This window comes from Carbonicoccus niuqiaonis, from assembly GCF_050157065.1.
Classification (GTDB): Bacteria; Actinomycetota; Actinomycetes; order Propionibacteriales; family Propionibacteriaceae; genus Avipropionibacterium.
Genome location: NZ_CP189573.1, coordinates 2177624 through 2197535, shown reverse-complemented (window position 1 = coordinate 2197535; position 19912 = coordinate 2177624). Strand labels below are relative to the sequence as shown.

Here is a 19912-nt window from a genome sequence, read left to right as displayed (position 1 = left end):
CCGTGCGAATCGGATCACGGATCGAGGTCGGCGGCCGAGCGCTCCGCGAAGACCCGCATCACGTTCGTGGTGACCGGGCCGGGCGCCACGTACGTCTTCGTGTCCCAGGTGGAGACCGGATGGACGTCACGGGTGGAGGAGGTGACGAACACCTCGTGGGCCGTGTGGGCCTCCTCGACGGTGAGGTCGCGGACGAGGATCCCCGACACCCACTCCAGCACCAGCCGGCGGGTGATCCCGTCCAGGATCCCGGCCGACAGCGGGGGAGTGACGATCTCGTCGCCGAACACACAGAAGACGTTCGAGCCGGTGCCCTCGCTGAGGTTCCCGGCCGTGTTGGCGAAGATCGCCTCACCGGCGCCGTGCTGGTGAGCAAGTCCGAGGGCTCGCACGTTGTCGCCGTACGACGTCGTCTTCACCCCGGTCATGGCGCCGTCGAGGTTGCGGGTCCACGGCACCGTGTACAGCTCCTCGGGGGCATCGGGCTTGGGGGCCGCCTCGGCCGCCACGACCAAGGTGGGCGGGCCGAACGCGGCAGGGGTCCCCAGCGGGCCGTTGCCCCCGGTCCAGGTGACCCGGAGCTTGCCGCGGTCGTAACTCCGATCGGCCAGCACCGCGTCGATGGCGGCGCGGATCTGGTCGTGGTCGGGCTCGGGCAGCCCCATCTTCGCCGCAGAGGTCGACAGCCGGTCCAGGTGCCGCTGAACGGCGAAGGCGCCGTCCTCGGTGATCTTCGTCGCCTCGAACACGCCGTCGCCGACGACCAGGCCGTGGTCGACCGGGGACAGGGCCGGCTGGGTCGGGTCGGACAGCAGCTGTCCGTTGACCCACACGGTGAGCGAAGGGCGTGCTGCAGGAGACGTGTCAGGCATGCGTTTCATTGTGCCGTAGGCCGGTGCGGGACATCACTCGCGGGGCGCCTCGGTCCGTCCCATGATCATGGTTTGCTGACTGCCGGGCAGGGTTGCTATGGTTGCTCACCGCACCACAGAACGGGTCTTGGCCCGGGTGGCGCATGCGGACGTGGCTCAGGGGTAGAGCATCACCTTGCCAAGGTGAGGGTCGCGGGTTCGAATCCCGTCGTCCGCTCGGAGGGGCTTCGCCCACCAACGCGAGGAAGCTCGCTCGGTCGAGCGAATCCCGCCACGTGGTGGAGTGGCCGAGAGGCGAGGCAACGGACTGCAAATCCGTGTACACGGGTTCGAATCCCGTCTCCACCTCGGGCGATTGGCGCAGCGGTAGCGCGCTTCCCTGACACGGAAGAGGTCACTGGTTCGATCCCAGTATCGCCCACCCCGAAGAACCAGCCGGCGCCATCGAGGAATGCGGCACCGGGCCGCCGGCCAGCTCCCAGCGGTGGCCGTGGCCGGAGAGCCGCCCGGTTGGCGCGGCGACCACGAGGCCCGACAAGATCAACTCGACGTCGGACCGGTGGTCTCGATGCGCCCGGCGAAGAATCTGGATTCCCACGTCCCGTGACCAGACGTTCGTCTCGGCTGGGCCGACGGCGATCTGATGGACGCCCCGGCGGCGCACGGCCGCGGGCTCCCCTCCATCAGCAGCCCACCGACGGAAAGTTGCAGGAAGTTACATCACACTTCTGTCACGTTCCATCGTCTGCGCTGGGCGGTTCCAACCCTCCCGTGCAACCGTTGCCATTCGGTCGTCACCAGGGTCGGAGCGGCCGGGTTCGCAGTTCGTCGAGTTGGAGGAGTGACATGGGAGTCAACAGCCGAAGTGGGTGGGCAACGGGGCCAAGCGTGTCGCGGCGCACCTTGCTGGGTGGGATCGCCGGGATTGCGGGGGTTGCGGGGCTCGCGGCCTGTGGTCCCGACACCAGCGGTGGGGAGCCGGGCGGTGGTGGCGAGAGTGCTGGGGCCGCAGGAGAGCTCCAGCTGCCCGCGTACGTGCCGTTCGAAGGTGCGACGCCCGACCTGCCGGCGTCTGCCGACGGGGTGCCGCCGGGGTTCTACAACTACCCGGATCCGCCCACCGTCATGGAGGGCTATCCCCAGCAGGGGATCGAACCGTTCAGCATCATGCTGCAGGGTGGTCCGCCGGCTGTGCCGCCGGAGACCAACAAGAACTACGCGTGGATGAACGAGCAGCTCGGCACCGAGGTCGAGACGATCTTCGGCACCTATGACGGGTACAAGGAGAAGTTCCAGGTCACGATGGCGAGTGGGGACCTGCCCGACATCGTCCAGGTGATCCAGGTCGCCGAGTTGCCGAGGCTGCTGGAGGCGAACTTCACCGACCTCACCGACGTGCTGGGTGGTGACGGCGTCAAGAAGTACCCGGGGCTGGCCAACATCCCCACCTCGGCGTGGAAGCTGGCCACCGTCAACGGCCGGTTGTGGGGAGTCTGCCGGCCGCAGCCGCCGACCGGACTGGTGATCAACTACCGCGCGGATGTGATCGCCGAACGAGGCATGGCCGAGTCCGACCTCGCCCCGCAGAGCGGTGACGAGTTCCTGGCGCTGATGAAGGAACTCACCGATACGGACAAGGGCCTGTACGCGATGGGCGCCGATCCCAGCGCGTGGTTGCTGGGCATCGCCAAGCAGATGGTCGGCAGCCCCAACGGCTGGGCGGTCGTGGACGGGAAGTTCGTCAGCGACATCGCCTCGGAGGAGATGAAGGCTGCGCTCGACTACACGGCCCAGTGCTGGGCGGCCGGCGTCATGCACCCCAACTCCATCTCCGAGCCCGGCAACAACGGTGTCTGGTACAGCGCGGGTTCGACGGCGCTGTTCATCCGCGGCTTCGGTGGCTGGGACTTCAACATCCGCGCCAATCCCGACACCACCATCGGATCGCTGATCCCGCCGAAGATGGACGGCGGCGGCGAGGCTCCGGTCCACATGTCTGCGGCCGGGTACTCGGCGTTCGTCGGGCTCCGCAAGACCGACGACGCGGAGCGGATCGATCAGCTGCTGCGGGTGTTCGACTTCTACGCATCGCCGTTCGGCACCGAGCAGTACTTGGGCTTCAATTACGGCGTCGAGGGCTACTCGTACGAGATGGAGGGCCCCAACCCGGTGCCGGTGGAGGATGCCCCCGAGACCCCGGTCCCGCACACCTACGTGGGTGGCAACCGCAACTCGGTGATCTACGCCCAGGGCGACAAGGAGAGTGTCGACCTGCGTCATGCCTACGCCAGCACGGTGCTGCCGACCGGCATCGAGGACGCCAGCAACGGGCTCTACTCCGAGACCGCGGTGTCCGAGGGCGCCACGTTGAACAAGAAGATGCAAGACGTCCAGCGGCAGGTCATCCAAGGCAACAGCCCGATGTCGGCCTGGGACGACTTCGTCGCCGAATGGCAGAGCAAGGTCGGCGACGCCGTGGCGAGCGAGCTCGAGGAAGCCGCCGCCGCCGGCTGACACCGGCTGCAGCACCTGGGGCCGACGCGGCAACAAGCCGCGTCGGCCCTTGGCATGTCCGCCCCCGCTGGTGCGTCGCTGCCTCTCGACAAGCTCGAGGAACGGAAACCAAACGCCCGTCGAGGAACGGAAACCAACGCCCGTCGAGCTTGTCGAGACGACCTCTCGACAGGCTCGAGGACCGCTCGACAGGCTCAAGGACCTCTCGACAGGCTCAAGGACCTCTCGACAGGCTCAAGGACCTCTCGACAGGTTCGAGGAACCTCTCGACAGGCTCGAGGAGCGGGGTGCGATACTCCGGGCCATGCGGGCGATCCGGATCCACGGCAGGCAGGACCTGCGCACCGAAGAGTTGCCGACCCCTCGGCCCGGGGCGGACCAGGTGCGGGTGCGGGTGGCGTACGTCGGGGTCTGCGGCTCCGACCTGCACTACTTCGCCGACGGTGCGGCGGGCGTCTTCACGATCCGCGAACCGCTGGTCCCCGGGCACGAGCTGTCGGGCGTGGTCGACCTCGACCCCAGCGGTCGGTACGCGCCGGGCACCCCGATCACGGTGCACCCGGCGACCTGGGGTGAGCCGCAGCCCGGACTCGGCCCGGACCGGCGTCATCTCTGGCCCGGCGGCGGCTACCTCGGCAGTGCGTCGACGTGGCCCCACACCCAAGGGGCGATGGCCGACCACCTGATCGTCCGGCACGACCAGGTCCGCCCCCTGCCTGCGAACCTGCCGCTGCGCCGCGCAGCCCTCGCCGAACCCCTCGCCGTCGGCCTGCACGGGCTGGCGGTCGCCGGGGGAGTCCGCGGCAAGCGGGTGCTGGTGTCCGGCTCCGGGCCGATCGGGCTGTTGACGGTGGCCGGGGCCGTCGCCGACGGTGCGGCCGAGGTCGTCGCGACCGACCTGCTCGACGGACCGCTCGCGCGCGCGACCGCGGTCGGCGCCACCGCAGTGATCAACGTCGGCACCGATGAACTGCCCGACCAGGCGTACGACGTCGTGCTGGAGTGCGCCGGGGTCCCGCAGGCGATCACCGGACTGCTGGGTGCGGTGCGCCGGGGCGGTGTGCTGGTGCAACTGGGCAACCTGCCGAACGTGCCGCGTGAGGTCAACCTTGCCGCGCTGGTGTCGAAGGAGGTCCAGTACCGCGGAAGCTTCCGGTTCAACACCGAGATCGACGACGCGGTGCGGATGTTGGCCGAGCAGCCCACCATCGAGAACGTGATCACCCACGTGCACCCGGTCGCCGAAGTGGCCGAGGCGTTCGCCGTCGCCGCGGACTCACAGGCGTCGGGCAAGGTGCTGATCGACTTCGGCGACGGCGCCTGAGTGGCACGGACGGGCGCCTGAGTCGTACGGGCCAGGCGCCCGGAGCCGTACGGACGGATCTCCGGTCAGGACTCCTTGTCAGGCCGTCGGATCAGCGGTCCCTGCTGCCTCTTCGGTGACCACGGCCGCCCCGGCTGCCGCGGGCACCTGTTCGGCGCGCAACTCGGCGATCCGGCGGCCGTCCATCTCGGTGACGGTGAACCGCCACTGCTCGGCCTCGCTGTCGGACTCCTCGTCCTCGGGCAGGTCCGGGTCGACGAGTTCGACGACCACCTCGGTGCCGACCTCGGGCAGGGCTCCGGCCTCGGCCATCAGGAAGCCCGCCACCGTGTGGTAGCGGCCCTTGGGCAGCGGCCGACCCACCCGTTCGGTGAACTCGTCCAACGTGGTCAACCCGTCGAACACGGTCGGATCACCACCACCGGTCGCGTCGCTGGGCTCGTCCGGGGCGAGGTCGTACTCGTCCATGATGTCGCCGACGAGTTCCTCGATCAGGTCCTCGATGGTGACGATGCCGGCGGTTCCGCCGTACTCGTCGACCACGATCGCGATGTGGCCCCGCTCGTTGCGCAGCCGGTTGAGCGCGGACAGCACGTTCACGGTGTCGGGCAGTGCCGAGATCGGTCGCACCAGGTTGCTGAGCGGGAGGTCGCGGTCGACGACCTCCGGGGCGAGGACGTCACGGATGTGGACGAACCCGAGGACGTCGTCGGCCGACTCACCGGTCACCGGGTAGCGCGAGTGCGGCTCGCCGGCGATGGCACGTGCGGTCTCCCGGATCGGGGTGTCTCCGTGGAGGAAGCTGGCCTCGGTGCGGGGCACCATCACGTCGCGCAGGCCACGCCCGCCGGCGGCGAAGACGTCGTCGACGATCTGGCGCTCCTGGTCCCCCAAGGTCGTCGATCCGGACACCATGGCCCGGATCTCCTCGTCGGTCACCTCGTCGCGGTTGGCGTGCGGGTCACCCCCGAGCACCCGTACGGCCACATTGGTCGACACGCCGAGCAGCCAGATCACCGGCCGCGCCAGGGTGGCGATGACGTTGATGATCGGCGCGAGCCCCAGGGCGAACGCCTCACTGCGCTGCAGGGCCAGCCGCTTGGCGGTGAGCTCGCCCAGCACGATCGAGACGTACGAGATCAGCACCGTGATGGCGACCAGCGCCACCGTGGCCGCCGCCGCCTCGCTCAGCCCGATCCGCTCCAACACCGGCGAGAGCGCACTGGCCAGGGTTGCCCCGCCGAACGCGGCCGACAGGAAGCCGGACAGCGTGACACCGATCTGGACCGCGGACAGGAACCGGTTCGGGTCCTCGGTCAGCGTGGCGATCGTGCGACCCCGTTTGCCCCGCTTGCCGAGCGCCCGGATCTGGCTCTCGCGCAGCGACACCAACGACATCTCGGCCGCGGCGAACACCCCGCCGATGCAGATGAACAACAAGATCAGGGCACTGTTGAGCAGTACCTCGTTCATCGCGCTCCCGAGGTCGGCCGGCCGGGTCTGTCACACATGCCACCCAATCCTAATGGGCACCCCGGTCTCGGTCTGCAATGACGGGGCCGCCCCGTGGGGTGGTCGAGCGTGTCCGGAACCGTGCCGTCCCGATCGGGTCCCGGTCAGTGGCCGACCGTGTCGGAGTCGGTGGCAGCTGCCTCGCCGCGGTCGAGGGCGGAGATTCGACCCAGCTGCTCATCGGTGAGCTCGAAGTCGAAGATCGTCGCGTTCTCCTGCATGCGTTGCGGGTTGGCGGACTTCGGGATCGGCACCAGCCCCTGTTGGACGTGCCAGCGCAGCACCGTCTGTGCCGGTGTGCGGCCGATGGCCTCGGCGACCTCGAACACCACCGGGTCGGTCAGCAGGCCACCCCGCTTGATCGGGCTGTAGGACTCCGTCACGATGCCTCGCGCAGCACTGTCGGCCCGACTGGCGTCACGGGTGGTGTACGGACTGAGCTCGATCTGGTTCACGTCGGGGACCTCACCGGTCTCCTCGACGATCCGCGCGATGTGCGCCGGCTTGAAGTTCGACGTGCCGATCGCCCGGACCGATCCGTCCTGCAGCAGCTCGACCAGGCCGCGGAACGCGTCGACGTAACGGTCCTGGGCCGGGTGGGGCCAGTGGATCAGCAGCAGGTCGACGTAGTCCGTGCCGAGCCGTTCGATGCTCGCCCGCCAAGCCTGTCGGGCGCCGTCGACGCTGTGCCACTGCCGGTTGAACTTGGTGGTGACGAAGACCTCCGACCGGTCGAGGCCGCTGTCGCGGATGCCCAGACCGACGCCGCGCTCGTTGCAGTACTGCTCCGCGGTGTCGAAGTGCCGATAGCCGAACTCCACTGCCTGCCTGACAGCGGCTGCGGTCTCGGCGTCGTCCATCGGCGCGGTGCCCAGGCCAAGGACGGGCATCTCGGCGCCGTGTCGGAGTTGCACGGTGGGGATCGGTCCGCCGAGGTTCGTCATGGCCCCACCCTATTCGCCGACCCGCGGGCTACGTTGGGTCGGTGACTCGTGCCTACCTGCGTTATCCCCACCTCCATGACCAGCTGGTCACCTTCGTGGCCGCCGACGACGTGTGGCTCGCGCCACTGGCCGGTGGTCGGGCCGAACGGCTCACCCACGACCGGGTGCCGGCAACCAATCCACGGTTCTCGCCGGACGGTCGGCACATCGCCTGGACCTCCACCCGCGACGGCCATCCCGAGGTCGTCGTGGTGGAACTGGCCACCGGTCAGGACCGGCGGCTGACCTGGTGGGGTGCCTCGACCACGCGGGTGGTCGGTTGGACCGCCGACGGCCGGGTGCTGGTCGCCAGCAACGCCGGCGAGGCGATCATGCGTCACCTGACCGTACGGGCGGTCGGCCTGGACGGGGTGGCCGAGCGGCTGCCGTACGGCCCGGCCTCCGGTGTGGCGGTCCGCGGCGACGGGGCGGTCGCCCTCGCCACCCCGTACAGCCGCCCGGTCGCCCACTGGAAGCGGTACCGCGGCGGCACCGCCCCCAGACTGTGGCTGGACGAGACCGGCGACGGCCGGTGGACCAGACTGCTGCGCACCGACACCGCCGGCCTGACCGACCCGATGTGGCTCGGTGATCAACTGGTGATCAACTCCGACCGGGCCGCGAGCTTCCCGGCCGCCACCGACGAGCAGGCCAACCTGTGGCTGTGGGCGACGCCGGGGACCGGGGAGCCTCGCCAGCTCACCCACCAGACCGAGGCCGAGGGGTATGTCCGTGACGCCACCACCGACGGTGAGCGGATCGTCTGGCACAGCCGCGGATCGCTGTGGCTGTTGGAGAATCCGGACGCCGAGCCCCGACGGCTCGACGTCGACCTGCCGGTCGCGGCGCCCCGCCCGTACGCCGCAACACCGACCGAACAGCTGCACACGCTCGTACCTGATCATGGTGCCGACGGCAGCCTGGTCGGTTGGCGGGGGACCGCGTTCTGGCTCAGCCACCGTGAGGGCCCGGCCCGTGCACTGGTCGCCGACTCGGCGGTCCGGGTACGCGAGCCCGAGCTGCTCGGCCGTACCGGGCAGGCGATCGTCGTCACCGATGCCGAAGGCGAGGATGCCCTCGAGGTGCACGCGCTCGACGGCACGGCCGAACCACGCCGACTGCTCGGCGGGCAACTCGGCCGCGTGCTGCAGCTCCGGTCCGACCCGGCCGGGGAGCGGGTGGCCACGGTGTCCCACGACGGGGTGATCCGGCTGATCGGCATCACCGACGGGGGAGTGGCCGAGGTCGGCCACAGCCGGGAGGGAGAGGCCCAGTCGCTGGCCTTCTCCCCCGACGGGCGGTATCTGGCCTGGGCCGAGCCGACGCACGAGGGCGAACGGTTCCGGCTGGTGATCAACGACCTCACCGACGACGAGCCGCCGGTCGCGCTGACCGAGGGCAACCTGAACGACCACTCGCCGGCGTTCACCGCCGACGGCAAGCACCTGGTGTTCCTGTCGGACCGGACCTTCGACCCCACCTACGACACCCACGAGTTCGCGCTGTCGTTCTCGGGCTCGACCAGGCCCTGGCTGCTGCCGTTGGCCGCGACCGAACCGGCCCCGTTCGGGCCGAGTGCCGACGGTTGGCGCATCTCCAAGCCCGACGAGAAGGCCGACGGTGGCCCGACGTCGACCGACGGCCGCACCGGTGGCGAGCGTCACGGCGATGATGGTGGACCCGGCGAGCCGGACCGGGCGGCCCGGCCGCCGGCCAGCCCGGAGTTGGACGCGGCCGGGGCCGAGGACCGGCTGGTGCCGTTCCCGGTGCCGTCGGGGGAGTACCGGGACCTGCGTACCGCCAAGAACGGGGTGCTGTGGGTGAAGGTGGCCGCCGACGCCGGTGAGCTGGGCGCCCGCCGCGCCGGGGTCAGTGCCGATCCGACCCCCGACACCGTCGAGTTCTGGTCGTTCGAACAGCGCAAGGTCAGCACGGTCGCCGACCAGGTCGACTCGTACGCGGTGTCCGGCGACGGTGAACGCATCGTCGTCCGCGCCAAGGACGCGGTGGTGGTCCAGCCGGCCGACCACAAGCCTGATGACGACTCGCCCGAGGCGGTCACCGTCGACCTGGCCCGGCTCCGGTTCGAGGTGGACCCGCTCGCCGAGTGGCACCAGATGTACGACGAGAACGCCCGGATCATGCGGGACCACTACTGGCGGGCCGACATGGACGGTGTCGACTGGGATGCCGTGGTCGCCCGCTACCGGCCCCTGGTGCAGCAGCTGCGCAGCCACGACGACCTGGTCGACCTGCTGTGGGAGGTGGTCGGGGAGCTCAACACCTCCCACGCCTACGTGATGCCGCAGACGCCTCCCGGTGACCAGGCCCGCCGGCTCGGAATGCTGGGGGCCGACCTGTCCCCGGCCGAGGAGGGCTGGCGGCTCGAGCGGATCCTGCCCGGGGACAGCACCGACCCCGATGCCCGGTCGCCCCTGCGGGCGGCCGGGGTGGATGCCCGGATCGGGGACCTCGTGGTTGCCGTGGACGGCTCACCGGTCGACCAGGTGCACGGTCCGGCGACCCGGCTGATCGGTGCCGCGGACAAGCCGGTCGAGCTGACCCTGCGCCGCGACGGGACTGACCGGCGCGTGGTCGTGGTGCCGATCGCCGACGAGGAGGCGTTGCGCTACCAGGACTGGGTCAGGTCGCGTCGGGAGTACGTCCGCGAGCACGCCGGCGGTCGGGTCGGCTACCTGCACGTACCCGACATGGCCAGCCCCGGCTGGGCCCAGCTGCACCGCGACCTCGGCCGGGCCACCCGGGCCGAGGGCGTGATCGCCGACGTTCGTTACAACCGAGGCGGCCACACCAGCCAGATGGTGCTCGCCCGCCTCAGCGCTCGGGTCGTCGGTTGGGACCTGGGGAGGCACTACGCGACGGCGAGCAGTTACCCCGCCCAGGCGCCTCGCGGTCCGGTGGTGCTGCTGGCCAATGAGAACTCCGGCTCCGACGGTGACATCGTCAACGCCGGCGCCAAGGCGCTCGGCATCGGTCCGGTGATCGGGGTGCGGACCTGGGGTGGCGTGGTCGGGATCGACGGCCGGTACGCGCTGGTCGACGGCACCGGCATCACCCAGCCGCGGTACGCCTTCTGGCTCGCCGGAGCCGGGTTCGGGGTGGAGAACCATGGTGTCGACCCCGACATCGAGGTGGAACACAGCCCGGCCGACTTCTTCGGCCCCGCCGACCCGCAACTCGATCGCGGGATCGCCGAGGTGCTCGACCGGCTGGAACAGCAGCCCGCCGCCGTACCGCCGCAGCTGCCCGAACCGAAGGTGCGCCCCTGACCCGGGGCTCGTGGCTGGGCCCATCCCCGACACGCCCCTTCCGACACCAGTTCCTCGGCGCGGCACACGTTCCTTGCCGTGGCATACGTTTCCGGGCACCGGAAGCTTGTGTCATGCCGAGGAACCGGTGTCATGGCGAGGAACGTGTGTCATGGCGAGCACCGTGTGACATGGCGCGCGCGAAACGGGTTCGGCCCACCAGGTGTCCCGGTGGCACAATGGGCGGCGACCGACAACAGGCCTGCACCCGTACAGCGGGCCCGGAATGCGAGGAGCACCCATGCCCATGATCACCGTCATCCACGGCGACCGCCGCACCGACCGGGAGTGGGAGGGGACGCTGACCGGGCTCGACGTGTTCGGCGACGATCGGACCGTGGTCGCGATGCGGGTCGCCGACGAGACCCGTGACCTCCACCGCGAGCTGGCCGACGGTGACGAGGTGACGGCGGTGACCATCGACTCCGACGAGGGCCTGTCGATCATGCGGCACTCCTGCGCCCACGTGCTCGCCCAGGCCGTCCAACAGGCCGACTCCGACGCCCTGCTCGGCATCGGCCCGCCGATCACCGACGGGTTCTACTACGACTTCGACGTGGCCGAACCGTTCACCCCGGAATCGCTGAAGGCGTTGGAGAAGGCGATGGGGCGCATCATCAAGGAACGGCAGCGGTTCCGCCGCCGCGAGGTGTCCGACGACGAGGCCCGTGAAGAACTGGCGGGTGAGCCGTACAAGATCGAGTTGATCGGGCTCAAGGGCGGCAGCTCGGACGAGGACGGCTCCAGCGTCGAGGTCGGCGCCGGGCAGCTCACCATCTACGACAATCTGCGTCGCACCGACGAGGTCGCCTGGTCCGACCTGTGCCGTGGGCCGCACGTGCCGCACACCGGCTACATCCCAGCGTTCTCACTCATGCGCAGTGCGGCGGCGTACTGGCGCGGCAACGAGAAGAACAAGCAGCTGCAGCGGATCTACGGCACCGCCTGGGCGACCATGGACGAGCTGAAGGCGTACAAGCACCGGCTCGAGGAGGCCGCCCGGCGCGACCACCGCAAGCTCGGCGCCGAGCTGGACCTGTTCTCGTTCCCCGACGAGATCGGCTCCGGCCTGCCGGTGTTCCACCCCAAGGGCGCCATGATCAAGATGGAGATGGAGAACTACTCCCGGCAGCGTCACGTCGAGGCCGGGTACGACTTCGTGTCCACCCCGCACATCACCAAGGCGCAGCTGTTCGAGACGTCTGGGCACCTCGGGTTCTATGCCGACGGCATGTTCCCGCCGATGCACATCGACGAGGAACGGCACGCCGACGGGCAGCTCAAGCGGCAGGGGCAGGACTACTACCTGAAGCCGATGAACTGCCCGATGCACAACTTGATCTATCGGTCTCGCGGGCGGTCGTACCGTGAACTGCCGTTGCGGATGTTCGAGTTCGGTGGGGTGTACCGGTACGAGAAGTCCGGCGTGGTGCACGGGCTGACCCGGGCCCGGGGCTTCACCCAGGACGACGCCCACATCTTCTGCACCGCCGACCAGTTGCACGACGAGATCCGGTCGCTGCTCACCTTCGTGCTCGACCTGTTGGCCGACTACGGGTTGCACGAGTTCTACCTGGAGCTCTCGACCCGCGACCCGGAGAAGTCGATCGGCTCGGACGAGGAATGGGAGCAGGCGACCGACGCGCTGCGCCGGGCCGCCGAGGCATCCGGGCTGGAGTTGGTGCTCGACCCGGGTGGGGCAGCGTTCTACGCCCCCAAGATCAGCGTCCAGGCCCGCGACGCGATCGGCCGCAGCTGGCAGTTGTCGACCATCCAGGTCGACCTGATGGAGCCGGACCGGTTCGAGTTGGAGTATGCGGCGGCCGACGGCACCCGACAACGGCCGGTGATGATCCACCGTGCGCTGTTCGGGTCGATCGAACGCTTCCTCGGCGTGCTCATCGAGCACTACGCCGGCGCCTTCCCGCCGTGGCTCGCCCCGGTGCAGGTGGTGTGCGTGCCGGTGGCCGACGAGTTCAACGACTACCTCGCCGAGGTCGCGGCGACCCTGCGTGCCAAGGGGGTCCGGGTCGAGGTCGACACCTCTGATGACCGGATGCCGAAGAAGATCCGTACCGCATCGAAGTCGAAGGTGCCGTGGACGTTGATCGCCGGCGGCGACGACCGGGACGCGGGCGCGGTGTCGTTCCGGTTCCGCGACGGCAGCCAGCGCAACGGGGTGCCGATCGCCGAAGCGGTCGAGTTGATCACCGAGGCGATCGCCACCAAGGTGCAGGTGTGACCGTGGAGCCGTCGGATCCGGGATCACCGGCCGGGGTGGAAACCCCTCGGCCGGACCCGACCCCGACAGCCGAGCAGGCGGCCGACCTGCCCGGGGAGCCCGACGCCTTCCAACGGCTGTGGACCCCGCACCGGATGGTCTACGTCGGCGGGAAGGACAAGCCTCTCGACGACTCGGTGGGCGAGTGCCCGTTCTGCCGGTCCCCCCAGCGGACCGACGAGGACGGCCTCGTGGTGCACCGGGGCGAGTGGGCGTACGTGGTGATGAACCTCTACCCGTACTCCCCGGGTCACGTGCTGGTCTGCCCCTACCGCCACGTGTCGGACTACACCGAACTGACCGACGCCGAGACCGTCGAGGTGGCCCGGCTGACCCGGCTGACGATGACCGCGGTGCGATCGGTCTCCCACCCCGACGGGTTCAACCTGGGCATGAACCAGGGCCCCGTCGCCGGAGCAGGGATCGCCGCACACCTGCACCAGCACGTGGTGCCGCGGTGGTCCGGTGACGCCAACTTCATGCCGATCGTCGCCCACACCAAGCCGGTCCCGCAGTTGATCGGGCAGAGCCGGGCGCTGCTGGCCGACGCCTTCGCCGAGCTCGACTGAACGTGGCGGACTGAAGGTGTTGGAGCGGTTCCGGGGGCTGATGGGTCGGCTGCTCACCCCGCCGGCCCGGCTGTTGATCAAGCTCGGGGTCGGGCCCGACCTGATCACCTGGGTCGGCACGGTGGCGCTCGTCGCGGTCGCGTTGGTCATGGTCCCGCTCGGACTGCTGTGGCAGGCCGCCCTGGTGTTGGGCGTGATCAGCTTCACCGACATGCTCGACGGCCAGGTGGCACGCCTGTCGGGCCGGACGTCGCGCTGGGGCGCCTTCTTGGACTCGAGCCTGGACCGGGTCGCCGACGGCGCCGTGTTCACCGGCGTGATCATCTGGTTCGCCCTCGGCGGTCGGCCGGTCTGGGCGGGCGTGGCCGCGGCCGCGCTGGTGTTGGGCCAGGTCACCTCGTACGTGAAGGCGCGGGCCGAGAGCCAGGGCTGGCAGGTGACCGGCGGTCTCGCCGCCCGGGCCGACCGGCTCGTGATCGCCTACCTCGGCCTGCTGCTGCAGGGGATCGGGGTGCCGTACGCCTTGGCGGTCGCGGTGACCGTGCTGGCCCTGGCGGGCGTGATCACCGTCGGCCAACGCCTGCGGCAGGTCCGTCGGCAGGCCGACGCCGAGGAAGCCTCGGAGGTCGATCAGTGAGCCGTGACGACCTCCGCGACCTCGTCCGCGACTTCACCAACCGACAGCTGCTGGCCGCCGGCTGGCGGCTCGGGCCACGACTGCCGGTGGGTCTGCAGCGCCGGATCGTCCGGCTCGGTTCGGCGGTGGCGGTCCGGCACGACGGCAGCCACGTCACCAATCTGCGGCACAACCTGGGCGTTGCCACCGCAGGACCGGTGTCGACCGCATTGCTGCGGGCCGCGGTGGCCTCCTACCTGCGCAACTACCTGGAGACCCTCGCGCTGCCCGGCTGGTCGACCCAGGACGTGGTCAGCCGGGTCCGGACCCGCGGCGAGGACCGGCTGCGTGCGGCGGTCGCGACCCGGGGTGCGGTCGTGGCCCTGCCGCACAGCGCCAACTGGGACCTCGCCGGTGCCTGGGCGTGTCTGACCGGGATGCCGGTGGTGAGCGTCGCCGAACGGCTCGACGACGCCGAGTTCGCCGCCTTCCTCGACTACCGCCGCCAGCTGGGGATGGAGATCCATTCGCATCGGGACCCGGGCCTGATCGGCACCTTGGTCGAGGCGGTACGGGCCGGCAAGGTGGTGTGCCTGATGGCCGATCGTGACCTGACCCGCGGCGCCGGCGTCACGGTCCGTTGGGCTGGCCGCGACATCACCGTGCCGGCCGGGCCGGCGCTGGTGGCGCGACTGTCGGGGGCCGCCCTGTTCCCGGCCGGTTGCCACTACACCGGGCAGCCGGGCACCGGCGGCATGGTGATCACGCTGGCCGAGGAGGTCACCCACCGGCCCGGCCGTGACGGATTGGTGGCGATGTGCCAGGAGGTCACCGACCACTTCGCGGCGCGGATCGCGCAGCACCCGCAGGACTGGCACATGCTGCAGCCGTTCTTCGCCGCCGACGGTCCCGCGAAAGCCGACCGATGAGGATCGGCCTGGTCTGTCCGTACTCCCTGGCCACCCCCGGTGGGGTGCAGAACCACGTGCTCGGCCTCGCCGGCTGGCTGCTGGGCGAGGGCCACCGGGTCCAGGTGCTGGCACCCGACCGGGCCGACCCCGAACTGCTGCGGCGGCACGGCATTCCTGAGGCCGTGGTGCACTCGTCGGGCCGCTCGATCCCGGTGCCCTACAACGGATCGGTGGCACGCATCACGTGGGGGCCCAGAACGGCGCTCCGGGTACGGCGTTGGGTCGCGGCCGGCGACTTCGACGTGCTCCACGTGCACGAGCCGATCACCCCCAGTGCGGCGATCCTGGCGCTCGGAGCGGCCCGTTGCCCGGTGGTGGCCACCTTCCACACCGCGACCCCACGGTCGCGCACCATGCACCTGGCCCGCCGGCTGCTGGCCGGGATGATCGAGCGGATCGACGCCCGGATCGCGGTGTCGGAGACCGCCGCCCGGGTGGTGGCGACCCACCTGCGGCGAGACGCGCGGATCATCCCGAACGGGTTCAGCCATGATCAGTTGCAGGCCTCCGGCGTGGCTCGGAGCCCGCATCGACTCGCGTTCCTGGGGCGGTTGAACGAACCCCGCAAGGGGTTGGACGTGCTGCTGCAGGCCTGGCCGCTGATCCGCGCCGCCCACCCGGAGTGTGAGCTCGTGCTGGCCGGCTCGGGCCACCGCGAGCTGCCCGACGGGTGTCGGGCGTTGGGGGTGTTGACAGATGCCGAGCGGGCCGAGCTGCTGGCCGGGGCCGAACTGTTCATCGCCCCGCACCGCGGCCGGGAGAGCTTCGGTCTGGTCGTGGTGGAGGCGATGGCGGCCGGCGCGATCGTGGTGGCAGCCGACATCCCCGCCTTCGTCGACGTCCTGACCGGGCCGGACGGTCGTCCGTACGGGCACCTGTTCCGGGCCGGCAACCCGCGGGCCCTCGCCGAGGCGGTGCTCGCCGCGCTGGACGAACAGGCGGTGTCCTCGGCCAACGACGAACTGCGGGCCGTCGCCACGGGGGCCGCCCGCCGCTACGACTGGTCGCTGGTGGCGCCACAGATCATGGGGGTGTACGCCGAGGTCGCCCCGGCACGGGTCGAGACGCCACGCGCGGACGAGTCGATCGCCTCCGCCGACTGGCCCGGGTGGGTACGCTGAGCGCGTGGCCGAGCGTGAGGACGAGTCGGCGCAGGAATCACCTGCGCCCGCACCGCCACGCCCGGTCGACGCCAGCATGGACCTGCTCAAGCAGATCATCGATGAGCCGATCGACCCCGACTACGCCGTGCTCGCCAAGCGGCGTGAGGGCTCGTCGCGGCGGCGGTGGATGTTGACGGTCACGCTGGTCGCGCTGGGCGCGATGATCGCGATCGCCGGTGTGCAGAACCTGCGCGCCGCGCCGGTCGCGGCGACCGAACGGCAGGAACTGATCGAGCGGATCGACGAGGTGGCGCAGCGGCAGGACGAACTGCGCGAGCGCACCGCCGAGCAGTCCGACGAGGTGCGGCGACTGCGATCGTCGATCCTGAACGGCACCGAGGCCGACCGTGAGCTGACCGCCGAGTTGGAGCGACTCGACCTGCTGGCCGCCACCGTGCCGGTGACCGGTCCCGGCATGGTGATCGAGGTCGACGACGCCGCCACCGACGATCCCAAGGGCCGGGTGATGGACATCGACCTGCAGCAGTTGGTGAACGGACTGTGGGCCAGTGGGGCGGAGGCCATCGCGATCAACGGGCACCGCATCTCCAGCCTGACCGCGATCCGGGGTGCCGGTGACGCGATCACGGTGAACTACCGGTCGTTGACCCGCCCGTACCGGGTCGAGGTGATCGGTGATCCCGACAGCCTGCCGTCGCGGTACGCCGAGTCGGCCGGTGGCATCTGGTGGAACGGACTGGCGCGCAACTACGGTATGCGGCACGTCGTGTCCACCGCCGACGAGCTGACGCTGGGGGCCGACTCCGGCGTCGTGCTGCGCCACGCCAGGAAGGGGAAGTGACATGATCCCGATCATCGGACTCGTGGTGGGCATCGTGCTCGGCATCGTGCTGGAGCCGACCCTGCCGAACGTGTTGCAGCCGTATCTGCCGATCGCGATCGTGGCGGCCCTCGACGCCCTGTTCGGTGCCCTACGGGCCTATCTGGAGGGGACGTTCACCGATCGTGTGTTCATCGTGTCGTTCTTCTCCAACGTGTTGATCGCGGCACTGATCGTGTTCGTCGGTGACCAGATCGGCGTCGGGTCGCAACTGTCCACCGGTGTGGTGGTGGTGCTCGGCATCCGCATCTTCACCAACGCCGCGGCGATCCGACGGGCGCTGATCCATGCCTGACGAGAAGCCCGACGCAACGCCCGCCGAGCCCGACGCAACGTCCGCCGAGCCCGACTCGACGTCCGCCGAGCCCGACTCGACGGACATCGAGCCTGTCGAGGCTCCCCGCGACGAGCTCGGGGAGCGTGAGGACGAGATCGGGGAGCGTGAGGAGGACGAGCCGGCCCACGACACTCTCGCCGGGTTCCTGCGGTTGCTGTTCAAGCCGACCCGGGCCCAACTCGCGGCCGCCCTGGTGTTGTGCCTGGTCGGGTTCGCCGTGGTCACCCAGGTGCAGTCGCAGCAGAACGACAGTGACTACTCCAACGCCCGCCGCGAGGACCTGATCCAGCTGCTGGACCAGCTCAACGCCGAGACCCGACGACTGGAGAGCGAGTCGGCCGAGCTGGAACGTACTCGCCAGGAGCTCACCAGTGGTGCCGACGCCCAAGAGGTGGCCCGCGTCGAGGCCCAGCGCCGACTCGACATGCTGTCGATCCTGGCCGGCACCGCTCCGGCCGAGGGGCCGGGCATCCGGATGGTGATCAACGACCCGGAGGGCAAGGTCACCACGGAGGTGCTGTTGGACGCGATCGAGGAGATGCGCGACGCCGGCGGCGAGGTGATCGAGATCAACGACGAGATCAGGTTGGTCGCCAGCAGCTGGGTCGCGATGGGGCCCGAGGGCCTGCTCGTCGACGACGTGCTGGTCACCTCGCCGATCACGATCGAGGTGATCGGGGACTCCCACGCGCTGTCGGAGGCGGCCCGGTTCCGGGGTGGCCTGGTCAGCGAGATCACCGGACCGCGGATCGGCGGTACGGTCGACCTGGTCGAGGTGTCGAACCTGCAGATCCAGTCCTTGCACACCCCGAAGGCCAATCAGTACGCTCAGCCCGCAGAGCGACCTCGCTGAGGTCAACCCCACATCTCCACCTGAGGAGGAGCCATGGCAGAGCGTCCCACCGATCGACGCTACTCGGAAGACCACGAGTGGGTGACCGAACGGAGCGATGGCGTGGTCCGGATCGGGATCACCGCGTACGCGGCCGAGCAGCTCGGTGACATCGTGTTCGTGAGCCTGCCCGAGAGCGGCCAGGAGGTGACCGCGGGGGAGGCGTGTGGTGAGCTCGAGTCGACCAAGAGCGTCTCCGACATCGTGTGCCCGGTGTCGGGTGTGGTGAAGGAGCTCAACCAGGGCGTGGTCGACGACCCGCAGTCGATCAACACCGATCCGTACGAGCAGGGGTGGCTGTTCGAGGTGGAGACTGGAGGCAGTGACGTGTTGGGCGACCTGCTCGACGCCGACGCGTACGAACAGTTGATCTCCTGACCCGACGCATCCCCTCGATTACGTAGACTGGCCCGACATTGAACGACCGAGAGACGAATCCGACGACCTGAGAGTGTTGCCGATGCCCTACTGCACCCACTGTGGCCACCAGAATCCTGATGGCAGCAACTACTGTGCACGCTGTGGCGAGGCGTTGAGCAAGGTGGCACCGGCATCGACCGACTCGGCCTCGGATCCCGAGGCCGACACCGAGGTCAACCAGTTCGACTCCACCCAGGTCATCCGGGCCATCACCGATGACGGCGGCCCGCCGCTGACCGGTGCCGAGGAGGCCGCCATCCGCGCGCTCCCGGAGGGCTCGGCGCTGCTGATCCTGAATCGCGGGTCCGACCGTAGTGAGCGGTTCCTGCTGGCGACCGACACCACCGCCGCCGGTCGCCACCCGCGGTCGGAGATCTTCCTCGACGACATCACGGTGTCGCGCAAGCACGCCCTGTTCACCAGGTCTCACGGTGCAGTGAAGGTCGAGGACCTGGGCAGCCTGAACGGGACGTACGTCAACCGCCGGCTGATCGATCAGGCGACCGAGCTGCACAGCGGCGACGAGGTGATGATCGGAAAGTTCCGGCTGATCTACTTCGCGAGCGAGCACGGGCTGGGCTGATGTCGGAGCAGATGCGCAGCATCGGCCAGGTCCTCGCTGCGATGAAGAACGACTTCCCCGACATCACCATCTCCAAGATCAGGTTCTTGGAGGCGGAGGGGTTGATCACGCCGCACCGGGCACCGTCGGGGTACCGCCGGTTCTCCGCCGACGACGAGAAGCGGTTGCGTTACATCCTGTCGGTGCAGCGTGAGCACTACCTGCCGCTGAAGGTGATCCGCGAACACCTCGAGATGATGGACCGGGGGATGGAACCTCCCGAGGTCGAGTCGTTGCGACCCGCGGCACCTGACGAGGTCAGTGCCACCGTCGACCGCGGCGATGCCCGACCGGTCCGGCTCGACCGGGCCGACCTGCTCGAGGCGAGCGGTCTCACCGACGCCAGCCTGGTCGAGTTGGAGAAGTATCAGATCGTGCTGCCCAACCGGGGGACCCGCCACTACGGTCGGGAAGCCCTGGTGGTCGCCCGGGCGGCCAAGAAGCTGGCCGAGTACGGCCTCGACGCCCGGCACCTCCGCGCGATCAAGATGTCGGCCGACCGTGAGGTCGGGCTGGTCGAGCAGGCGATCGCCCCGTACGTCCGGCGCACCGGCGGCAACCGTGCGGTGGCGACCGAGGTGATGGGACTGGTCACCGCCGTCCATTCGGCACTGCTGCGGACCGCCATCGGTCGCTGAGTGGCCCCGGTCGCGTCGACGCCACCGG

At 69.9% G+C, this 19912-nt stretch carries 18 protein-coding genes and 3 tRNA genes; 18 read left to right on the top strand and 3 right to left on the bottom strand.

What is annotated here, in order from left to right:
• Positions 1-14: 14 nt before the first annotated feature.
• Complete coding sequence (locus ACQBAU_RS10075) at positions 15-872, bottom strand: aminotransferase class IV (protein ID WP_434549008.1); 858 nt, start codon at positions 870-872, stop codon at positions 15-17.
• Positions 873-1017: 145 nt separating this feature from the next.
• On the opposite strand from ACQBAU_RS10075, the gene ACQBAU_RS10070 reads away from it, so the two are divergent.
• The 6 genes from ACQBAU_RS10070 to ACQBAU_RS10045 all read left to right on the top strand — a co-directional run bounded on the left by ACQBAU_RS10070 (position 1018) and on the right by ACQBAU_RS10045 (position 4710).
• Positions 1018-1089, top strand: a tRNA-Gly gene (locus ACQBAU_RS10070).
• Between the two features lie 60 nt (positions 1090-1149).
• Positions 1150-1220: transfer RNA gene (locus ACQBAU_RS10065), tRNA-Cys, on the top strand.
• A 1-nt stretch (position 1221) separates the two neighbouring features.
• Positions 1222-1293: transfer RNA gene (locus ACQBAU_RS10060), tRNA-Val, on the top strand.
• 30 nt (positions 1294-1323) lie between these two features.
• Positions 1324-1479: a hypothetical protein gene (locus ACQBAU_RS10055; protein ID WP_465259352.1), complete on the top strand. Its 156-nt coding sequence runs from the start codon at positions 1324-1326 to the stop codon at positions 1477-1479.
• A gap of 281 nt (positions 1480-1760) precedes the next feature.
• Complete coding sequence (locus ACQBAU_RS10050; protein ID WP_434549007.1) at positions 1761-3386, top strand: extracellular solute-binding protein; 1626 nt, start codon at positions 1761-1763, stop codon at positions 3384-3386.
• 304 nt (positions 3387-3690) lie between these two features.
• Complete coding sequence (locus ACQBAU_RS10045) at positions 3691-4710, top strand: L-idonate 5-dehydrogenase (protein WP_434549006.1); 1020 nt, start codon at positions 3691-3693, stop codon at positions 4708-4710.
• Between the two features lie 78 nt (positions 4711-4788).
• On the opposite strand, the gene ACQBAU_RS10040 is transcribed toward ACQBAU_RS10045, so the two are convergent.
• Together ACQBAU_RS10040 and ACQBAU_RS10035 are read right to left on the bottom strand one after the other, a co-directional pair.
• The gene (locus tag ACQBAU_RS10040; protein WP_465256661.1) at positions 4789-6183 is read right to left on the bottom strand and encodes a hemolysin family protein; all 1395 of its coding nucleotides are present in this window, start codon (positions 6181-6183) and stop codon (positions 4789-4791) included.
• A 143-nt stretch (positions 6184-6326) separates the two neighbouring features.
• Positions 6327-7166: an aldo/keto reductase gene (locus tag ACQBAU_RS10035; protein WP_465256660.1), complete on the bottom strand. Its 840-nt coding sequence runs from the start codon at positions 7164-7166 to the stop codon at positions 6327-6329.
• Between the two features lie 41 nt (positions 7167-7207).
• Between ACQBAU_RS10035 and ACQBAU_RS10030 the strand changes: the two genes are divergently transcribed.
• The 12 genes from ACQBAU_RS10030 (at position 7208) to ftsR (ending at position 19884) form a co-directional block, all read left to right on the top strand.
• Positions 7208-10495, top strand: coding sequence for a S41 family peptidase (locus ACQBAU_RS10030; protein WP_434549003.1), 3288 nt, complete (start codon positions 7208-7210; stop codon positions 10493-10495).
• Positions 10496-10760: 265 nt separating this feature from the next.
• Complete coding sequence (gene thrS / locus ACQBAU_RS10025) at positions 10761-12776, top strand: threonine--tRNA ligase (protein ID WP_465256659.1); 2016 nt, start codon at positions 10761-10763, stop codon at positions 12774-12776.
• Positions 12777-12811: 35 nt separating this feature from the next.
• Positions 12812-13384 carry an HIT family protein gene (locus ACQBAU_RS10020; protein ID WP_465256705.1) on the top strand — a complete coding sequence of 191 codons (573 nt, stop codon included), beginning with the start codon at positions 12812-12814 and terminating at the stop codon, positions 13382-13384.
• Between the two features lie 16 nt (positions 13385-13400).
• A complete protein-coding gene (pgsA, locus tag ACQBAU_RS10015) occupies positions 13401-14021 on the top strand; it encodes a phosphatidylinositol phosphate synthase (RefSeq protein ID WP_434549001.1) in 621 nt (206 codons plus the stop codon).
• The gene (locus tag ACQBAU_RS10010) at positions 14018-14929 is read left to right on the top strand and encodes a phosphatidylinositol mannoside acyltransferase (RefSeq protein ID WP_465256658.1); all 912 of its coding nucleotides are present in this window, start codon (positions 14018-14020) and stop codon (positions 14927-14929) included. Before pgsA ends, ACQBAU_RS10010 begins: the two co-directional genes overlap by 4 nt.
• Positions 14926-16092, top strand: coding sequence for a glycosyltransferase family 4 protein (locus tag ACQBAU_RS10005; protein WP_434548999.1), 1167 nt, complete (start codon positions 14926-14928; stop codon positions 16090-16092). The genes ACQBAU_RS10010 and ACQBAU_RS10005 overlap by 4 nt, the downstream gene beginning before the upstream one ends.
• Before the next feature lie 4 nt (positions 16093-16096).
• The gene (locus ACQBAU_RS10000; protein ID WP_434548998.1) at positions 16097-16936 is read left to right on the top strand and encodes a DUF881 domain-containing protein; all 840 of its coding nucleotides are present in this window, start codon (positions 16097-16099) and stop codon (positions 16934-16936) included.
• A 1-nt stretch (position 16937) separates the two neighbouring features.
• On the top strand, positions 16938-17270 hold the full coding sequence (locus tag ACQBAU_RS09995) for a small basic family protein (RefSeq protein ID WP_434548997.1): 333 nt from the start codon (positions 16938-16940) through the stop codon (positions 17268-17270).
• A complete protein-coding gene (locus ACQBAU_RS09990) occupies positions 17263-18165 on the top strand; it encodes a DUF881 domain-containing protein (protein ID WP_465256657.1) in 903 nt (300 codons plus the stop codon). Before ACQBAU_RS09995 ends, ACQBAU_RS09990 begins: the two co-directional genes overlap by 8 nt.
• Positions 18166-18198: 33 nt before the next feature.
• On the top strand, positions 18199-18582 hold the full coding sequence (gene gcvH, locus ACQBAU_RS09985) for a glycine cleavage system protein GcvH (protein WP_465256656.1): 384 nt from the start codon (positions 18199-18201) through the stop codon (positions 18580-18582).
• An 82-nt stretch (positions 18583-18664) separates the two neighbouring features.
• Positions 18665-19207 carry an FHA domain-containing protein gene (locus tag ACQBAU_RS09980; RefSeq protein WP_434548994.1) on the top strand — a complete coding sequence of 181 codons (543 nt, stop codon included), beginning with the start codon at positions 18665-18667 and terminating at the stop codon, positions 19205-19207.
• Positions 19207-19884 (top strand): transcriptional regulator FtsR, encoded by a 678-nt coding sequence (ftsR, locus tag ACQBAU_RS09975; protein ID WP_434548993.1) that lies wholly within the window; start codon positions 19207-19209, stop codon positions 19882-19884. Before ACQBAU_RS09980 ends, ftsR begins: the two co-directional genes overlap by 1 nt.
• Positions 19885-19912: the final 28 nt, after the last annotated feature.

Coding starts and splice junctions, on each gene's coding strand:
- ACQBAU_RS10075 (WP_434549008.1), bottom strand. CDS start 872: ATGCCTGACACGTCTCCTGCAGCACGCCCTTCGCTCACCGTGTGGGTC.
- ACQBAU_RS10055 (WP_465259352.1), top strand. CDS start 1,324: ATGCGGCACCGGGCCGCCGGCCAGCTCCCAGCGGTGGCCGTGGCCGGA.
- ACQBAU_RS10045 (WP_434549006.1), top strand. CDS start 3,691: ATGCGGGCGATCCGGATCCACGGCAGGCAGGACCTGCGCACCGAAGAG.
- ACQBAU_RS10040 (WP_465256661.1), bottom strand. CDS start 6,183: ATGAACGAGGTACTGCTCAACAGTGCCCTGATCTTGTTGTTCATCTGC.
- ACQBAU_RS10035 (WP_465256660.1), bottom strand. CDS start 7,166: ATGACGAACCTCGGCGGACCGATCCCCACCGTGCAACTCCGACACGGC.
- thrS (WP_465256659.1), top strand. CDS start 10,761: ATGCGAGGAGCACCCATGCCCATGATCACCGTCATCCACGGCGACCGC.
- ACQBAU_RS10005 (WP_434548999.1), top strand. CDS start 14,926: ATGAGGATCGGCCTGGTCTGTCCGTACTCCCTGGCCACCCCCGGTGGG.
- ACQBAU_RS09995 (WP_434548997.1), top strand. CDS start 16,938: ATGATCCCGATCATCGGACTCGTGGTGGGCATCGTGCTCGGCATCGTG.
- ACQBAU_RS09990 (WP_465256657.1), top strand. CDS start 17,263: ATGCCTGACGAGAAGCCCGACGCAACGCCCGCCGAGCCCGACGCAACG.
- gcvH (WP_465256656.1), top strand. CDS start 18,199: ATGGCAGAGCGTCCCACCGATCGACGCTACTCGGAAGACCACGAGTGG.
- ACQBAU_RS09980 (WP_434548994.1), top strand. CDS start 18,665: ATGCCCTACTGCACCCACTGTGGCCACCAGAATCCTGATGGCAGCAAC.
- ftsR (WP_434548993.1), top strand. CDS start 19,207: ATGTCGGAGCAGATGCGCAGCATCGGCCAGGTCCTCGCTGCGATGAAG.